This is a genomic window from Saccharothrix texasensis (assembly GCF_003752005.1).
GTDB classification, from domain to species: domain Bacteria; phylum Actinomycetota; class Actinomycetes; order Mycobacteriales; family Pseudonocardiaceae; genus Actinosynnema; species Actinosynnema texasense.
The window spans coordinates 6654791-6669618 of sequence record NZ_RJKM01000001.1; the positions used below are offsets into that span (position 1 = coordinate 6654791).

Annotated in this window: 16 protein-coding genes; 10 read left to right on the top strand and 6 right to left on the bottom strand. The window is 72.1% G+C overall.

What is annotated here, in order from left to right; translation table 11 throughout:
• The first annotated feature begins 13 nt into the window (after positions 1-13).
• Both EDD40_RS29645 and EDD40_RS41970 read left to right on the top strand, forming a co-directional pair.
• A complete protein-coding gene (locus tag EDD40_RS29645) occupies positions 14-550 on the top strand; it encodes a cadmium resistance transporter (RefSeq protein WP_123745851.1) in 537 nt (178 codons plus the stop codon).
• Entirely contained in the window at positions 551-871 is a 321-nt protein-coding gene (locus EDD40_RS41970) for a hypothetical protein (RefSeq protein WP_170184868.1), read from the top strand. It abuts the gene before it with no gap.
• A gap of 39 nt (positions 872-910) precedes the next feature.
• Here EDD40_RS41970 and EDD40_RS29650 read toward each other — a convergent pair whose 3' ends face one another.
• Complete coding sequence (locus EDD40_RS29650; RefSeq protein ID WP_123745852.1) at positions 911-2251, bottom strand: glycoside hydrolase family 18 protein; 1341 nt, start codon at positions 2249-2251, stop codon at positions 911-913.
• Positions 2252-2457: 206 nt separating this feature from the next.
• Between EDD40_RS29650 and EDD40_RS29655 the strand changes: the two genes are divergently transcribed.
• Positions 2458-3468, top strand: coding sequence for a methionine synthase (locus tag EDD40_RS29655; protein ID WP_123745853.1), 1011 nt, complete (start codon positions 2458-2460; stop codon positions 3466-3468).
• 3 nt (positions 3469-3471) lie between these two features.
• Here the strand turns inward: EDD40_RS29655 and EDD40_RS29660 are convergent, their stop codons facing one another.
• Together EDD40_RS29660 and EDD40_RS29665 are read right to left on the bottom strand one after the other, a co-directional pair.
• On the bottom strand, positions 3472-3975 hold the full coding sequence (locus tag EDD40_RS29660) for a GNAT family N-acetyltransferase (protein ID WP_123745854.1): 504 nt from the start codon (positions 3973-3975) through the stop codon (positions 3472-3474).
• 11 nt (positions 3976-3986) lie between these two features.
• Positions 3987-4892 (bottom strand): LysR family transcriptional regulator, encoded by a 906-nt coding sequence (locus EDD40_RS29665; protein ID WP_123745855.1) that lies wholly within the window; start codon positions 4890-4892, stop codon positions 3987-3989.
• A gap of 72 nt (positions 4893-4964) precedes the next feature.
• On the opposite strand from EDD40_RS29665, the gene EDD40_RS29670 reads away from it, so the two are divergent.
• Genes EDD40_RS29670 through EDD40_RS29680 form a run of 3 tightly spaced genes read left to right on the top strand, consistent with a single transcriptional unit; the run spans position 4965 to position 8252 of the window.
• Complete coding sequence (locus EDD40_RS29670; protein ID WP_281277816.1) at positions 4965-5594, top strand: succinate dehydrogenase cytochrome b subunit; 630 nt, start codon at positions 4965-4967, stop codon at positions 5592-5594.
• Position 5595: 1 nt separating this feature from the next.
• Entirely contained in the window at positions 5596-7509 is a 1914-nt protein-coding gene (locus tag EDD40_RS29675; protein WP_123745857.1) for a fumarate reductase/succinate dehydrogenase flavoprotein subunit, read from the top strand.
• The gene (locus EDD40_RS29680; protein WP_123745858.1) at positions 7506-8252 is read left to right on the top strand and encodes a succinate dehydrogenase/fumarate reductase iron-sulfur subunit; all 747 of its coding nucleotides are present in this window, start codon (positions 7506-7508) and stop codon (positions 8250-8252) included. Before EDD40_RS29675 ends, EDD40_RS29680 begins: the two co-directional genes overlap by 4 nt.
• On the opposite strand, the gene EDD40_RS29685 is transcribed toward EDD40_RS29680, so the two are convergent.
• Positions 8228-9076 carry a YeiH family protein gene (locus tag EDD40_RS29685; RefSeq protein ID WP_123745859.1) on the bottom strand — a complete coding sequence of 283 codons (849 nt, stop codon included), beginning with the start codon at positions 9074-9076 and terminating at the stop codon, positions 8228-8230. The genes EDD40_RS29680 and EDD40_RS29685 overlap by 25 nt on opposite strands.
• 11 nt (positions 9077-9087) lie before the next feature.
• Between EDD40_RS29685 and EDD40_RS29690 the strand changes: the two genes are divergently transcribed.
• From EDD40_RS29690 to ligA, 3 genes are read left to right on the top strand one after another with little or no spacing between them, the layout of a single operon-like run.
• Positions 9088-10005, top strand: a complete 918-nt coding sequence (locus tag EDD40_RS29690) for a LysR substrate-binding domain-containing protein (RefSeq protein ID WP_123745860.1) — start codon at positions 9088-9090, stop codon at positions 10003-10005.
• Positions 10002-10652 carry a hypothetical protein gene (locus EDD40_RS29695; RefSeq protein ID WP_123745861.1) on the top strand — a complete coding sequence of 217 codons (651 nt, stop codon included), beginning with the start codon at positions 10002-10004 and terminating at the stop codon, positions 10650-10652. Before EDD40_RS29690 ends, EDD40_RS29695 begins: the two co-directional genes overlap by 4 nt.
• 31 nt (positions 10653-10683) lie before the next feature.
• Positions 10684-12870, top strand: coding sequence for an NAD-dependent DNA ligase LigA (gene ligA, locus EDD40_RS29700; RefSeq protein WP_246037895.1), 2187 nt, complete (start codon positions 10684-10686; stop codon positions 12868-12870).
• 444 nt (positions 12871-13314) lie between these two features.
• Here ligA and EDD40_RS29705 read toward each other — a convergent pair whose 3' ends face one another.
• Positions 13315-13755, bottom strand: a complete 441-nt coding sequence (locus EDD40_RS29705; protein ID WP_123745862.1) for a protein-tyrosine phosphatase family protein — start codon at positions 13753-13755, stop codon at positions 13315-13317.
• A 154-nt stretch (positions 13756-13909) separates the two neighbouring features.
• On the opposite strand from EDD40_RS29705, the gene EDD40_RS29710 reads away from it, so the two are divergent.
• The gene (locus EDD40_RS29710) at positions 13910-14416 is read left to right on the top strand and encodes a GNAT family N-acetyltransferase (RefSeq protein ID WP_123745863.1); all 507 of its coding nucleotides are present in this window, start codon (positions 13910-13912) and stop codon (positions 14414-14416) included.
• Here the strand turns inward: EDD40_RS29710 and EDD40_RS29715 are convergent.
• On the bottom strand, positions 14397-14807 hold the full coding sequence (locus EDD40_RS29715) for an SWIM zinc finger family protein (RefSeq protein WP_123745864.1): 411 nt from the start codon (positions 14805-14807) through the stop codon (positions 14397-14399). The two genes, EDD40_RS29710 and EDD40_RS29715, sit on opposite strands and share 20 nt — an antisense overlap.
• Between the last annotated feature and the right edge of the window lie 21 nt (positions 14808-14828).

Here is a 14828-nt window from a genome sequence, read left to right on the forward strand (position 1 = left end):
TTAAGGTTCACGGGTGCTGGACATCATCCGCGCGGTCGGGCTGTTCGCGGTGACGAACGTCGACGACATCGTGCTGCTGGCGTTGTTCTTCGCGCGGGGCGTGCCCCCGTGGCGGGTCGTGCTCGGCCAGTACCTCGGGTTCGCGGGCATCCTGGCGGTCGCCATCGCCGCCGCCCTCGGCGCGACCCTGCTGCCGCCGTCGGCGCTCCCGTGGCTCGGCCTGCTGCCGCTGGCGCTGGGCGTGAAGGCGGCGTGGCAGGCGTGGCGCGGGGGTGACGACTCGGAGCCGGCGGCCACGGGCGCGCTCGGCGTGGCGGCCGTGACGTTCGCCAACGGCGGCGACAACATCGGCGTCTACGTCCCGGTCTTCGCCACCACCGGCATCACCGGATACGTGATCGTGTTCCTCGTCCTGGTGGCGGTGTGGTGCGGGGCGGGCCGCTTCTTCGCCACCCGACCCGTCATCGCCCGCGCCCTGAGCCGCTGGGGGCACGTGGTGCTGCCGGTGGTGCTGATCGTGATCGGTGTGCTGATCCTGCTGGGAGGCTAGGTGTTCAGGTCGAAGCGCGAAGCCGAAGAGCTGCGGGCCAGGGTGGCGGACCTGGAACGCCAGGTCGCCACCCTGTCCTCCCAGCTGTCCGCCACCCGCCCGCTGCTCGACGACGTCACCAGGGTCGAGTCCCTGGCCCGTCAAGCCGAAGCCGCCGTGCGCTCCCTCGAAGCAAGCGGTTCGGCGTCTCGATCAAGGAGCTGGCCGAGTACCTGGGGCACGCTGAGGACGGACACCCACCTCCTGCCGTCCAGCCACGCGCGGGCTCGGTCGGCGGTCGATCGGGTGTTCCGGCCCCGGCGTGAACCCCGGACGGCCTGACGACGGCCTGACAAGATCAACCGTCGGTCTTTTCGCAGGTCAGGCGGTGAAGCCCTTGAAGATGTTCGTGAACTCGTACTGGGTTTGGCTGATGCTGCTGCACGTCGGCGAGATGCCGCCGCCCGGGCAGCTGCCGTTGTCGCGGCCCGCGGACCAGAAGCCGAGCAGGCCGATGCGGTTGGTGTTGGCCCACGTCACGAGCTTGCGGGCGTGGGCCTGGGTGAAGACCTTGCCGTTGAAGTTGCGGCCGATCATCGGGGTGACGCCGAGCAGGCGCTTCAGCTCCGCGTCGGACTTGGCGGGCCAGATCTGCTTCATCTGCCGCAGGCTGCTCTCGGCGGCGGCGATGACGGCGTCGCCCCAGTCCGCTCGGGAGGAGCCGAACTCCATGGTCATGGGGTTCACGAGCACGGTCAGGCCCTTGGCGGCGGCGTTCTGCAGGATCTGCACCGAGTAGGGGTCCATGCCGTAGTCGTCGCCCTGCACGCGCATCGTGTAGCTGATCGACGTGCCGCGTTCGGTCTGGAGGCGCTTCAACGCGGTGTTGACCAGGTCGTGCGGGATGGACGCCTCGACGTCCACGTCCAGGTGGTTGCTGCCGACGGCGTCGAGGACCTTCTTGTACGCGGCCAGCAGCGAGTCGGCGGTGGAGCACGAGTACTCCAGGTAGGGCCCGGCCGCGCCGCCGGTCGCGACGATCACGTCACCGCCCAGCGCCTTCAACGCCCGCACGTCGTTGATGATCCGGCTGTCGGTCAACGGGATCGTGCCGCCCCACGACGGGTTGCAGCCGCTGCTGTCCGCCAGCGCGAAGGCCAGCGTGAACACCTTCTGGCCGGTGGCGCGGGCGATCGACTCCAGTGACGGTGTCGGCATGGTGATGTCCACGTACGGCGCGGACTTCAGGCTGCCGGGAAGCGGTGGTTCGTCCGAAGTGGCGGTGGTCGTAGTCGTGGTGCTGGTGGTCGTCGTGGTCGTGGTGGTGCCGCCGGTGCAGGGTTGGCCGTTGAGCTTGCAGTTGGCGGGCAGGCCGGGGCCGTTCACCAGGAACCCGAAGGACGTGGACGCGCCGGCCGCCAGGCTGCCGTTGTACTCGCGGTTGGTGAACGCGTGGTGCGAGCCGCTGCTGGTCAGGGTGGCGTCCCAGTACGAGCCGGGCGTGGTGCCCGCCGGCAGGTCGAACTCGACCTTCCAGCCGGACACCGCGCCGGACCCGGCGGTGACGGTGAACTTGCCCTGGTAGCCGGAGCTCCACGCGGAGTCCTGGGTGAACACGGCCGTCGGGGTCGGCGCGGCGCCCGCGGGGGCGGCCATCAGCAGACCGGCGATGGCGGTGACGCCTGCCGCCAGTGCGGCCAGGCTCTTGCGCTTCGTGGACATGGGCACCTACTCCCGTGCAGGGGGAACGGGGTGGGAGTGGTGCGGGAGCGCGGGGCGCGGCACGCCCCCACACCACGTCGTGGGCGGTGCCCGCGAACACCGTCGGCACCGACAAGGTGACCGTAGGTGGACTGGACCACCTCGTCAATGGGTCTAGACCTTTTCGGTCTCGAACGGTCGGCCGCCCGTGGTGGGAGACTGTCCGGGTGGATGCCCTCCCTTGGTCCGCCGGCGCCGCAACCGGCATCGGCTCGCTACCCGGAACCGACCCGCTGGAGGCCGCCAGGATCGTCCTCGGCGAACTCCCCGACCTCCCTCACCTGCCCGAACTCCCCGCACGGGGTGTCGGCGCGGACATGATCGGCCGCACCGCCGCGCTCCTGGTCGACCTCCCGGTCGAGGTGGTCCCGTCCGGCTGGCGGACCGCCGCGCACCCCGGCAAGGACCACCGGCGGGCGGTGGACCTGCTGCGCCGCGACCTCGACGCGTTCGAGGAGGCCGCCGACCCGGTGCCGCCGCCGGTCGTCAAGGTGCAGTCCACCGGACCGTGGACGCTCGCCGCGAGCGTCGAACTGGCGCGCGGCCACCGCGTGCTGACCGACAAGGGCGCGCTGCGCGAGTACACCCAGTCGCTGGTCGAAGGGCTCAACCAGCACGTCGCCGAGGTCGCCAAGCGCACCGGCGCGAAGGTCGTCGTGCAGCTGGACGAACCGGGGCTGCCCGCGGTGCTCGCGGGCCTGCTGCCGACGCCGTCCAAGCTGGGCACGGTCGCCGCCGTGCCCGAGCCGGACGCGCGCGCCCTGCTCGAGACCGTGATCGACGGTGTCGACGCGGACGTGGTCGTGCACTGCTGCGCGTCGAAGCCGCCGATCACGCTGATCCGCCAGGCGGGCGCGCGGGCCGTCTCGTTCGACGTCACGGTCCTGGACGACTCGATGTGGGACGAGATCGGGGAGGCGTGGGAGGAGAAGACCCAGCTGTTCCTCGGCCTGGCGCCGAGCACCGACCCGACCGCGAAGCAGACGCTGAAGTCGCTGGCCCAGCCCGCGCTGGACCTGGTGGACCGGCTCGGTTTCCCGCGTTCGATCCTGGGCACGCACGCGGTGCCGACGCCGACGTGCGGCATGGCGGGCGCGAGCGAGAAGTGGGTGCGGCGGGCGTTGGCGTTGACGCGGGACGTGGGCAAGGCGTTCGTGGAGCCGCCCGAGGGCTGGTGACCGCTAGAGGTCGGCGAACGGCGCGGCGTAGGTGAACGGACCGGTGAGGTCGGGGGTGTGGGTGGCGAGGGCGCGGGCCTGGAAGTACGGCGTCCAGGCCGGGTCCGGCGGGGTGATGCCGTAGGTCGACGCCGGGACGAAGCCGAAGCGCGAGTAGTACGCGGGGTCGCCCAGGAGGACGACCAGCGGCTCGTCCAGGGCGTCCGCGGCGCCCAGCACGGCGTGCATGAGGGCCTTGCCGACACCGGAACGCTGGTGGGCGGGCAGCACGCTCAACGGGCCGAGACCCAGGGCGGGCTTGCCGCCGACGGAGCCGCGCGTGCACACCACGTGCCCGACGACCACCCCGTCCACCTCCGCGACCAGCGACAACGCCGGGATCCAGCCCGGGTCGGCCCGCAGCGCGCCGACGAGGCCCGCCTCACCGCCCGGTCGCGCCGCGAACGCGGCCTCCGTCACGTCGTGGACGACCTGGGTGTCTGCGGCGGTCTCGCGTCGGATCAGCACGACTGCGCACCTTACGGCTCCACCAGGTGAACCCCCGAAGGCATTTCCGCGCCGCGCAGGAACGCCAGCAGCACGCTCTGGAACGCCCGCCCCGCCGACGTCGGCGCCACGTCCGTCCGGTGCGCCAGCGCCACCGTCCGCGTGGTGGCCGGGGTCAGCGGCGTCCCATGCAGCGACCGCGTGGCCAGCACCGTGCTCGGCACGATCGCCACTCCCAACCCCACCTCCACGAACCGCAGCACGGCGTCCATCTCGCCGCCCTCCACCGCGAACCGCGGCTCGAACCCCGCCTGCCGGCACGCGGCCAGGGTCGTCTCCCGCAGGTCGTAGCCCGGCCGGAACATCACCAGCGGCTGGTCGCGCAGGTCCGTCAACCGCATCCGGGTCACCCCCAGCGGCGACGCCGACGCCACCACCAGCTCCTCCCGCAGCACCGGCACCACGGTCAGCGCCCGGTCGGCGTCGGCCGGTGACACGATCACCAGTGCCAGGTCCAGCTGCCCCGCCTCCAACGCCGCCACCAGGTCCCGCGACCCGCCCTCCGTCACCGACACCTGGATGCCGGGGTACGCGTCGTGGTAGCGCTTGATCACGTCCGCGAACAGGCTGACGCACAGGCTCGGCGTCGCGCCCACCCGCACCCGGCCCCGCCGCAGCCCCACCAGCTCGGCCACCTCCAGCCGTGCCGTGTCCACATCGGACAGGATGCGGGCGGCCACGGGCAGCAGCGCCTCGCCCGCCGGGGTCAGCGTGACGTTGCCGCGCGCCCGGCTGAACAGCTCCGCGCCGAGCTCCTTCTCCAACGCGTGGATCTGCTTGGACAGTGAGGGCTGCGCCACACGCGCCTCCGCCGCCGCCCGCGTGAAGTGCCGCGTCCGGGCCACTGCCAGGAAGTACACGAGCTGCTGGAGCGTCATAGCCCCAGGCTATCTTCAGGCAGCTCACGATGTATTGGACGACTCGTCACACCGGTTCCTAGCGTCAGCGACGTGGACACGATCGGGCTCTACCGCACTACCGTCGGCAAGAAGGTCGTCATGGCCGTCACCGGCGCCGGGCTGCTGCTGTACGTCGTCGTGCACATGCTCGGCAACCTCACCGTCTTCTCCGGCGCGGACGCGATCGACGGCTACGGCCGCCGGCTGCGCGAGATCGGCGCGGTCTGGCCGACCAGGGTCGCCCTCCTGGCCTGCGTGGCGCTGCACTTCGTCGCCGCCTACCAGCTGACCGCGAAGGCCCGCAAGGCCAGGGGCCGGTACGAGCACCGCCGACGGGTCCAGGGCAGCTACGCGGCCCGCACGATGCGCTGGGGCGGCGTGATCATCGCCCTGTTCGTGGTGTACCACCTGCTCGACCTCACCGTCGGGTGGCTCAACCCCAACGGCGTGCCCGGCGAGATCCACGCGAACGTGGTCGCCGACTTCCAGCACTGGTACGTGGTGCTGGCGTACGCGGTCGCCGTGCTGGCCCTGGGCTTCCACATCCGCCACGGCGTGTGGAGCGCCACCCAGACCCTCGGCGTCACCACCTCGCGCGTGATCGGCCTCGGCGTCGCCGTGGTGGTCTGCGCCGGGTTCCTCTCCGTTCCCTTCGCCGTCTTCACCGGATTGGTGAGCTGACATGCCCTACACCGAAGGCGCCCCGATCGCCGACCAGCGCGCGCCGGTCGGCCCGATCGAGACCCGCTGGGACCGCCGCCGCTTCTCCGCCCGGCTGGTCAACCCCGCGAACCGGCGCAACCGCAGCGTGATCGTGGTCGGCACCGGCCTCGCGGGCGGCTCGGCCGCGGCCACGCTCGCCGAGCTCGGCTACCAGGTCAAGTCGTTCTGCTACCAGGACAGCCCGCGCCGCGCGCACAGCATCGCCGCGCAGGGCGGCATCAACGCGGCCAAGAACTACCGCAACGACGGCGACAGCGTGCACCGCCTGTTCTACGACACCGTCAAGGGCGGCGACTTCCGCTCCCGCGAGTCCAACGTGCACCGGTTGGCGCAGATCAGCGTCGAGATCATCGACCAGTGCGTGGCCCAGGGCGTGCCGTTCGCCCGCGAGTACGGCGGCCTGCTCGACACCCGCTCGTTCGGCGGCGCGCAGGTCTCCCGCACCTTCTACGCCCGCGGCCAGACCGGGCAGCAGCTCCTGCTCGGCGCCTACCAGGCGTTGGAGCGCCAGATCGCCGCCGGACGCGTCGAGATGCACGCGCGCACCGAGATGCTCGACCTGGTCGTGGTGGACGACCGGGCGCGCGGCATCGTCGTGCGCGACCTCGTCACCGGCGAGGTGTCCACCCACTTCGCGGACGCGGTCGTGCTCGCCACCGGCGGCTACGGCAACGTGTTCCACCTCTCCACCAACGCCAAGGGCTGCAACACCACCGCCATCTGGCGGGCGCACCGGCGGGGCGCGCTGTTCGCGAACCCGTGCTTCACCCAGATCCACCCGACGTGCATCCCGATCAGCGGCGACCACCAGTCGAAGCTCACGCTGATGAGCGAATCGCTGCGCAACGACGGCCGCGTCTGGGTGCCGCGCGACCCGCACGACACGCGCGCGCCGAACGACATCCCCGAGACCGACCGGGACTACTTCCTGGAGCGCATGTACCCGGCGTTCGGCAACCTCGTGCCGCGCGACATCGCGTCCCGGGCGGCGAAGAACATCTCCGACGAGAAGCGCGGCGTCTACCTGGACTTCGCCGACGCCATCGGCCGCCTCGGCGCGCTCGCCGTCGAACAGCGCTACGGGAACCTGTTCGAGATGTACCAGCGCATCACCGGCGACGACCCCTACCGCACGCCGATGCGCATCTACCCGGCCGTGCACTACACGATGGGCGGGCTGTGGGTGGACTACGACCTGCGGTCCACGATCCCCGGCCTGTACGTGATCGGTGAGGCGAACTTCTCCGACCACGGCGCGAACCGGCTGGGCGCGTCGGCGTTGATGCAGGGCCTGGCGGACGGCTACTTCGTGCTGCCCGGCGTGATCGGGGACTACCTGGCCGACGCGCCGTTCGACGCGGTCGACGACAGCCACCCCGCGGTCGCGGACACGATGTCCGAGGTGCGCGGCCGGGTGAAGACGTTGCTGGCCGTGGACGGCGACCGCACGGTCGAGTCGTTCCACCGCGAGCTGGGCCGGCTGATGTGGGACGAGTGCGGCATGGAACGCGACGAGGCCGGGTTGCGCAAGGCGCTGGAGCGCATCCCCGAGCTGCGCGACGAGTTCTGGCGACGGGTGAAGGTGCCGGGCACGGGCGAGCGGCTCAACCAGGAGCTGGAGAAGGCCGGCCGGGTCGCGGACTTCTTCGAGCTGGCGGAGCTGATGTGCGTGGACGCCCTGCACCGCGCGGAGTCGTGCGGCGGCCACTTCCGGTCGGAGAGCCAGACGGCGGACGGGGAGGCGTTGCGCGACGACGCGAACTTCGCGTACGTCGCCGCGTGGGAGTACACGGGCGTGGGCCGACCGCCCGTGCTGCACAAGGAAGAGCTGACCTTCGAGCACGTCACGCCGAGCACCCGGAGCTACTCGTGAAGCTGACCCTGCGGATCTGGCGGCAGAGCGGCGCCACCGGACGGCTGGTGGAGTACGCCGTGGACGACCTGTCGCCGGACATGTCGTTCCTCGAAGCGCTGGACGTGCTCAACGAGCGGTTGATCACCTCCGGGCAGGAGCCGGTGGCGTTCGACCACGACTGCCGCGAGGGCATCTGCGGCACGTGCGGGCTGATGATCAACGGGATGGCGCACGGGCCGGAGAAGGCCACCACGGCCTGCCAGCTGCACCTGCGGCACTTCCGCGACGGCGACGTGGTGACCGTGGAGCCGTGGCGGGCCGAGCCGTTCCCGGTGGTGCGGGACCTGGTGGTGGACCGGTCGGCGTTCGACCGGATCGTGGCGGCCGGCGGGTACGTCAGCGTGCCCACGGGGTCCGCGCCGGACGCGCACGCGACACCCGTGCCCAAGCCGGACGCGGACACCGCGTTCGAAGCGGCGGCGTGCATCGGCTGCGGCGCGTGCGTGGCGGCGTGCCCCAACGGGTCCGCGATGCTGTTCACCGCCGCCAAGGCCACCCACCTCGGCGTGCTGCCGCAGGGGCAGCCGGAGCGGTACTCGCGGGCGCGGGACATGGTCGCCGAGCACGACGCGTCCGGCTTCGGCGGCTGCACGAACACCGGCGAGTGCACGTCCGCGTGCCCCAAGGGCATCCCGCTGACCACCATCGCCCGCCTGAACGCCGACCTGCTGCGCGCTCACACCACCCGCAGCGACAGGTAACCCGTCCCGCACACCAGGAGCGTCGAGAGCAGCCCCAGGAGGAGCGCCCTGGGGCTGGTCCGCAGCAGGCCCTTCGGGCGCACGGACGTGCCCAGGCCGAACAGCGCGGCGGCCAGCACCACCGTCGTCACCGTCTTCGCCGGCGCGAGCACGGCCGCCGGCACCAGCGGGCTCACCAGCATCGACGCCAGGAACCCGAGCAGGAACCCCGGAACCGGCGGTGCGCCGCGCCCACCGACCCCGGCCACGATCGGCGCCAACAACGCCACCCGCCCCAGCTTCACCGCCATCGCCGTCGCCAACCCCGAGGCCGGCGCCGCGGCGGCCACCTGCGCGACCTCGTGCACGCTCAGCCCGATCCACTGCGGCGACGCGCCCACCAGCGGCAGCACGACCATCGCCAGCGTGCCGAAGAGCGTGACCAGGGCGACGCTCGTGGCCACGTGCTCGTCCTCCCGGTCCACCCTGCCCTCGACGGCTGCGATGGCCGACGCGCCGCAGATCGAGAACCCACTGGCCACCAGCACGTACAGCCCTCGCGGCAGACCGAGGCAACGACCCAGCCACACCGTGCCGAAGAACGTGACGCCGACCGTGACCACGATCGCCACCAGAACGCGCGGTCCCAGGTCGACCAGTTGCCCAACGGACAGTTGCAGACCGAGCAGCACCACACCGGTGCGCAACAACCTGCGCGTGACGCCGCCCAGGTCCGGCAGCCGCCCACCCACCAGCACACCCAGGACCAACGCGGCGATCAGCACACCACCCACCCTCGGCCCGCGCGCCCACGTCCGGTAGGCGGCACCCGGCTCTGGGCTCATACCCTGTTGCTATGACCCCGGACCTCGAGTCGCTGCGCCTGCTGGTGCTGGTCGGGGAACTGGGCAGCCTCGGCCGGGCCGCCGCGCGACTCGGCATCGCGCAACCGTCCGCGAGCAAGCGCCTGTCCACGCTGGAACGCCGACTCGGCGTCGTCCTCGTCGACCGCGGCCGGCGCGGCTCCGCCCTCACCCCCGCGGGCGTGGTCGTGACCGAACGGGCCCGGCGGGTGCTGGACGAGGTCGCGGGCCTGGTCGAGGGCGCGCGGGCGCTCCGCTCGGCGCGGGAAGCCGAGCTGCGGGTCGCCGCCAGCATGACCGTGGCCGAGCACCTCGCGCCGAGCTGGATCGGCGAACTGCGCCGCGCCCGCCCCGACCTGCGCGTCGGCCTGCGGGTGACGAACTCGGAAACGGTCGGCGCACTCGTCCGCGACGGCGCGGTCGACCTCGGCTTCGTCGAAGCGCCAGGCCCGCTGCCAGGGCTTTCGACCCGGAAGGTGGCGGTGGACCGGCTCGCGGTCGTCGTCGCACCCGGCCACCCGTGGTCCCGCCGACGCCGACCGCTCACCCCGCCGGAACTGGCCGCCACACCCCTCGTGATGCGCGAACGCGGCTCCGGCACCCGCGACACGCTGGACCGGGCGCTGCCGGCCGCGTGCCCGCCCGCGCTGGAGCTCGGCTCCACCACGGCCGTGCGCGGCGCGGTCGTCGCCGGCGTCGCACCCGCCGCGCTCAGCGTGCTCGCGGTGGACGTCGACCTCGCCGAGGGCCGGCTGGTCGAGGTGCCGACGGAGCTCGACCTGCGCCGCGTGCTGCGCGCCGTGTGGCCGGGCGGGCGCAAGCTGGTCGGACCCGCGGCGGAACTGCTGTCGGTGGCCACCCGGCGCGGGTCGGCGCAGCCGTCGGCCGGCCGTAGTTCAATGGAGCCATGAGCTGGTTCCGCCGCCGCACCGAGCCCGAGCCCGAACCCGTCCACCTGCCCAACCCGGCCGAAGCCGCGGTCGCGTTCTGGCAGGAGTGGTTCGAGCTGCTGCCGACCGTCAGCGCGGCGCTCGGCGACGGCGAGCCCCACCGGGTGGAGGGCGACCTGGGCGCGATGGTCGCCGCCATGCACCCCGACCTGGAGTTCTCCCTCGAACGCGGCCACCGCGCCATCTACGCCCTGGTGATCACCAGCCGTGAGGACCCCAGGCTGCGGCCCTACACCGACGCCTGGATCGAAGCCGCGCCGAGCGAGGACATGATCTGGGAGTACCACGACTCGGTGCCCCCGGTGCCGGACCCGACCCTGGTCACCATCAACGTCGGACCGCGCCGGATGCGGCTGGCCGACGTGCGGCTGGTCGCCCAGGTCTCGGACGGCCTGGTGGACGTCGCCGTCTACCACCCCGAGTTCGCCCACCTCGACGACAAGGCCAGGCAGACCATGACGTTCCTCCCCTTGGACGTCACGCTGGGTGAGCGTTTGGCCGGTGAACGACTCGGCCGGGTGGAAACCGCGTCCGCCGAACCGGAGGGCACGATCGACCTGCTGGAGTTCCGCGAACTGGTCCGCGCGATGGTCGGCGAACCCACCTGAAATTGTCGGACCCCCTGGTTACCCTCATGCCGTGACCAGCGACGACCCGTTGAACCCGACCCAGGCCCCCGCCGAGGGCGTCGAGGACGTGCCCGCCCCCGTGCGCGAGCGGCACGCCGCGCTGGCCGAGGTGGTGCGCGGGCACCAGTTCCGCTACTACGTCCTCGACTCGCCGACGGTCAGTGACGGCGAGTTCGACGCGCTGCTGCGCGAGCTGGAGGCGCTGGAGCAGGCGCACCCCGGCCTCGCCACCCCCGACTCGCCCACGCAGCTCGTCGGCGGCACCTTCTCGACCGACTTCACCGCGGTCGACCACCTGGAGCGGATGCTCAGCCTCGACAACGTGTTCTCCGCCGAGGAGCTGCAAGCCTGGTTCGAGCGCGTGCGCAAGGAGGTCGGCGCGGACGCGCACTTCCTGTGCGAGCTGAAGATCGACGGGTTGGCGATCAACCTCCTCTACGAGCACGGCCGCCTGGTCCGCGCCCTGACCCGCGGCGACGGGCGGACCGGCGAGGACGTCACGCTCAACGTCCGCACGCTGCCCGACGTGCCGGAGACGCTGACCGGCGCCGACGAGCACCCGGTGCCCGCCCTGGTCGAGGTGCGCGGCGAGGTGTTCTTCGCCGTGGAGGACTTCCTCGAGCTCAACGCGCGGCTCGTCGAAGCGGGCAAACCGCCCTTCGCGAACCCGCGCAACACCGCCGCCGGGTCGCTGCGGCAGAAAGACCCCAAGATCACCGCGTCCCGCCGGCTGCGGCTGATCTGCCACGGCCTCGGCAAGCGCGAGGGCTTCGACCTCACCACCCAGTCCCAGGCCTACGAGGCGCTGCGGGCGTGGGGCCTGCCCGTGTCCTCGCACACCAAGGTCCTGCGCACGTTCGAAGAGGTCTCCGAGCACGTCGCCCACTGGGGCGAGCACCGCCACGACGCCGTGCACGAGATCGACGGCGTCGTCATCAAGGTCGACGAGGTCTCGCTGCAACGCCGCCTGGGCAGCACCTCCCGCGCGCCGAGGTGGGCGATCGCGTTCAAGTACCCGCCCGAGGAAGCGACCACCACCCTCCTCGACATCAAGGTGCAGGTAGGCCGCACCGGCCGCGTCACACCGTTCGCCGTGATGGAACCGGTGAAGGTCGCCGGGTCCACCGTCGCGCGGGCCACCCTGCACAACGCCAGCGAGGTCAAGCGCAAGGGCGTGCTCATCGGCGACCGCATCGTGATCCGCAAGGCCGGCGACGTGATCCCCGAGGTGCTGGGTCCGGTGATCGACGCCCGCCCGGCCGACGCCCGCGCCTTCGAGATGCCGCTGACGTGCCCCGAGTGCGGCCACGCGCTGCGCCCGATGAAGGAGGCGGACGTCGACATCCGCTGCCCCAACGCGGCGGGGTGCCCGGGTCAGCTGCGGGAACGGCTCGCGTACCTGGCGTCACGTTCGGCGCTGGACGTCGAGGTGCTGGGCTTCGAGGCGGCGGCGGCCCTGGTCGACTCCCCGGTCTACGCCGACGAGGGCGACCTGTTCGACCTGGACGCGGACAAACTGGGACAAGTCGAGCTGTTCCGCACCAAGGACGGCGACCTGACCGCGAACGCGGTGAAGCTGCTGGACAACCTGGAAACGGTCAAGCAGCGTCCACTGTGGAGAGTCCTGGTCGCCCTGTCCATCCGCCACGTGGGCCCCACCGCCGCCCGTGCCCTGGCGCAGGAGTTCGGCTCCCTGGAGCGGATCGTCGCGGCCACGGAAGAGGAACTCGCCTCCGCCGAGGGCGTGGGCCCGACCATCGCCACAGCCGTGCGGGAGTGGGTCGAGACCCCGTGGCGGCAGGAGATCGTGCGGAAGTGGCAAGCCGCGGGGGTGCGCACGGCCGAGGAGCGCGACACCTCGGTCCCGCGCAACCTGGCCGGGTTGTCGATCGTGGTGACGGGGTCGCTGGAGACGTTCTCGCGGGACGAGGCGAAGGAGGCGATCCTGTCGCGCGGCGGCAAGGCGGCGGGCTCGGTGTCGAAGAAGACCGCGTTCGTCGTCGTGGGCGAGTCGCCGGGCTCCAAGGCGGAGAAGGCGGAACAGCTGAAGGTCCCGATCCTGGACGAAGCCGGCTTCCGCGTCCTGCTGACCAACGGCCCTGAAGCCGCCACGGCCATCGCCACCATCACCGAAACCCCGACCACCCCCGAAACCCCCACCACCGAACCACCCCTCCAACCCTCCACCGCACCCTGACCCCACCCACCACCGCCCTGACCAGCAACAACCTTGACTACGGCACCCACGACCGAGTGATCACGACAGGAGTACAAACCAAAACGCCGTTTCCAACACCCTGAAACGTCGGTTGAAACAACGAGGCCGCCAACCAACCGCCCTCCACACCACCACCACAACCACCACCCACCCACCCCGCCGCCGCCGACACCCTGCACCCACCCCCGCAGCCCGCCGCCGGCATCCCACTCCGCCCTGTCCCGCCCTCCGCTCCGCTCGCACCCCGCCGGGCAATCCGCGAAGCACCACCCCACCCCACACGCTCACAACCGCACCGCCCGCGCGTGGGACCGGCGCGGCTGTTCGCCCGGCCGCACGGCAATCCACGCACAGGCGCAGCAGATCCGCGGCCTCGATCTCGCGTCGTCTGGGCTTGGCCTGGGCGATCCGGCCCGGATCACGTCACTCGTGCGGGAAGCGTGCCACCCACCGCTTCTGCCACGGCGTCTCCACCGCGCGCCGGTTGAAGTGGGCCCGCGTCCACGCCACGGCGTCACCCGACGGAACGCCCGCCAGCACGGCGAGGCACGCGATCACGGTGCCGGTCCGTCCGACACCCCCGCCGCACGCCACCTCGACCCGCTCACCCGCCAAGGCCCGCGCGTGCAGGTCCCGGATCAGGGTCACGGCCCGCTCGGTCGACTTGGGCAGTCGGAAGTCGGGCCACTCGACCCACTCGTGCGACCACGAAGGGGCGTCCACGCGCGCCATCACCGAGCGCCGCATCCTCGGCGATCCGAGGTACAGCCCGTAGTCGGGCGTGCCCTCGGGAGTGGGGTTGCGCAGGCCGCGACCGCGCACCAGCGCGCCGTCGGGAAGTTCGATCGCACCGGGAAGCGTCATCCCGACATCATCCCGCCCGCAGTCCTGCGGTCGGCCGGGAGGCGGCACTCGGGACATCCGGCCCCACATCCAGCCGAAACCTTGATCGAACGCCCGCCGGCGCAGTTGGCTGGACCACAATCGGGAACGGTCCGATGACGCAGAGGGGAACCAGATGGCCGACATCGTGGTGAGGCCCGCCAGGGAAGACGAGTGGGCGGCGGCGGGTGAGATCACCGTGGCCGCCTACCAGGCCGACCGCCACATCGACAGCCACACCGGCGGGTACGCCGACACGCTGGTCGATGCGCGCACCCGCGCCCGGGAAGCGGAGCTGCTGGTGGCGGTGGACGACGGGGACACCGTGCTCGGCACCGTCACGGTGGTCCGGCCCGGCACCCCGTACGCCGAGGTCAGCCGGGACGGCGAGGTCGAGTTCCGGATGCTGGCGGTGAGCCCGTCGGCACGCGGCCGCGGGGTCGGTGAGGCGTTGGTGCGCGCGGTGATCGTGCGGGCGCGTGAGCTGGGCGCGCACCGGCTGGTGATGAGCAGCTCCGAGCACATGACCACCGCGCACCGCCTCTACCGGCGGCTCGGGTTCCGGCGGCGGCCCGATCGCGACTGGCAGCCGGTGCCGGGCGTCGACGTGACCGCGCTCGGGTTCAGCCTCGAACTCGCATGATCTCGTCGCGCAGCGAACGGTCCCGCGCGGCCCGGTCGTAGAGCAGCTCCACCAGCGTCGCGTGGTCGAGCTCGGCGAGGCGGACGCGCAGCTCCTCGTCCTCCGCGTCCCGCGGCGGCACGGTCAGGCCGCGTTCCAGCAGCACCAGGCCGACCGCGACGCAGTGCTTGCAGAAGAACCCCTGCGACCCGTACGGGCACGTGCACGCGCCGTCCAAGCGGGTGTCCTCCCACTGGAGCGTCACCCGGTACTCGGCCGCGCCGACCACGACGCCTTCCACGTGCCGTGAACGGACGGCCAGGTCGACCACGGCGTCCCGGTAGGTCAGCCCGCGCCAGTACGACTTGGCGCCCGCGTGGTGGCGCAGCAGGGCTGAGGTCAGCGTCGGCATGGCGGTATCCAACACCTTGTG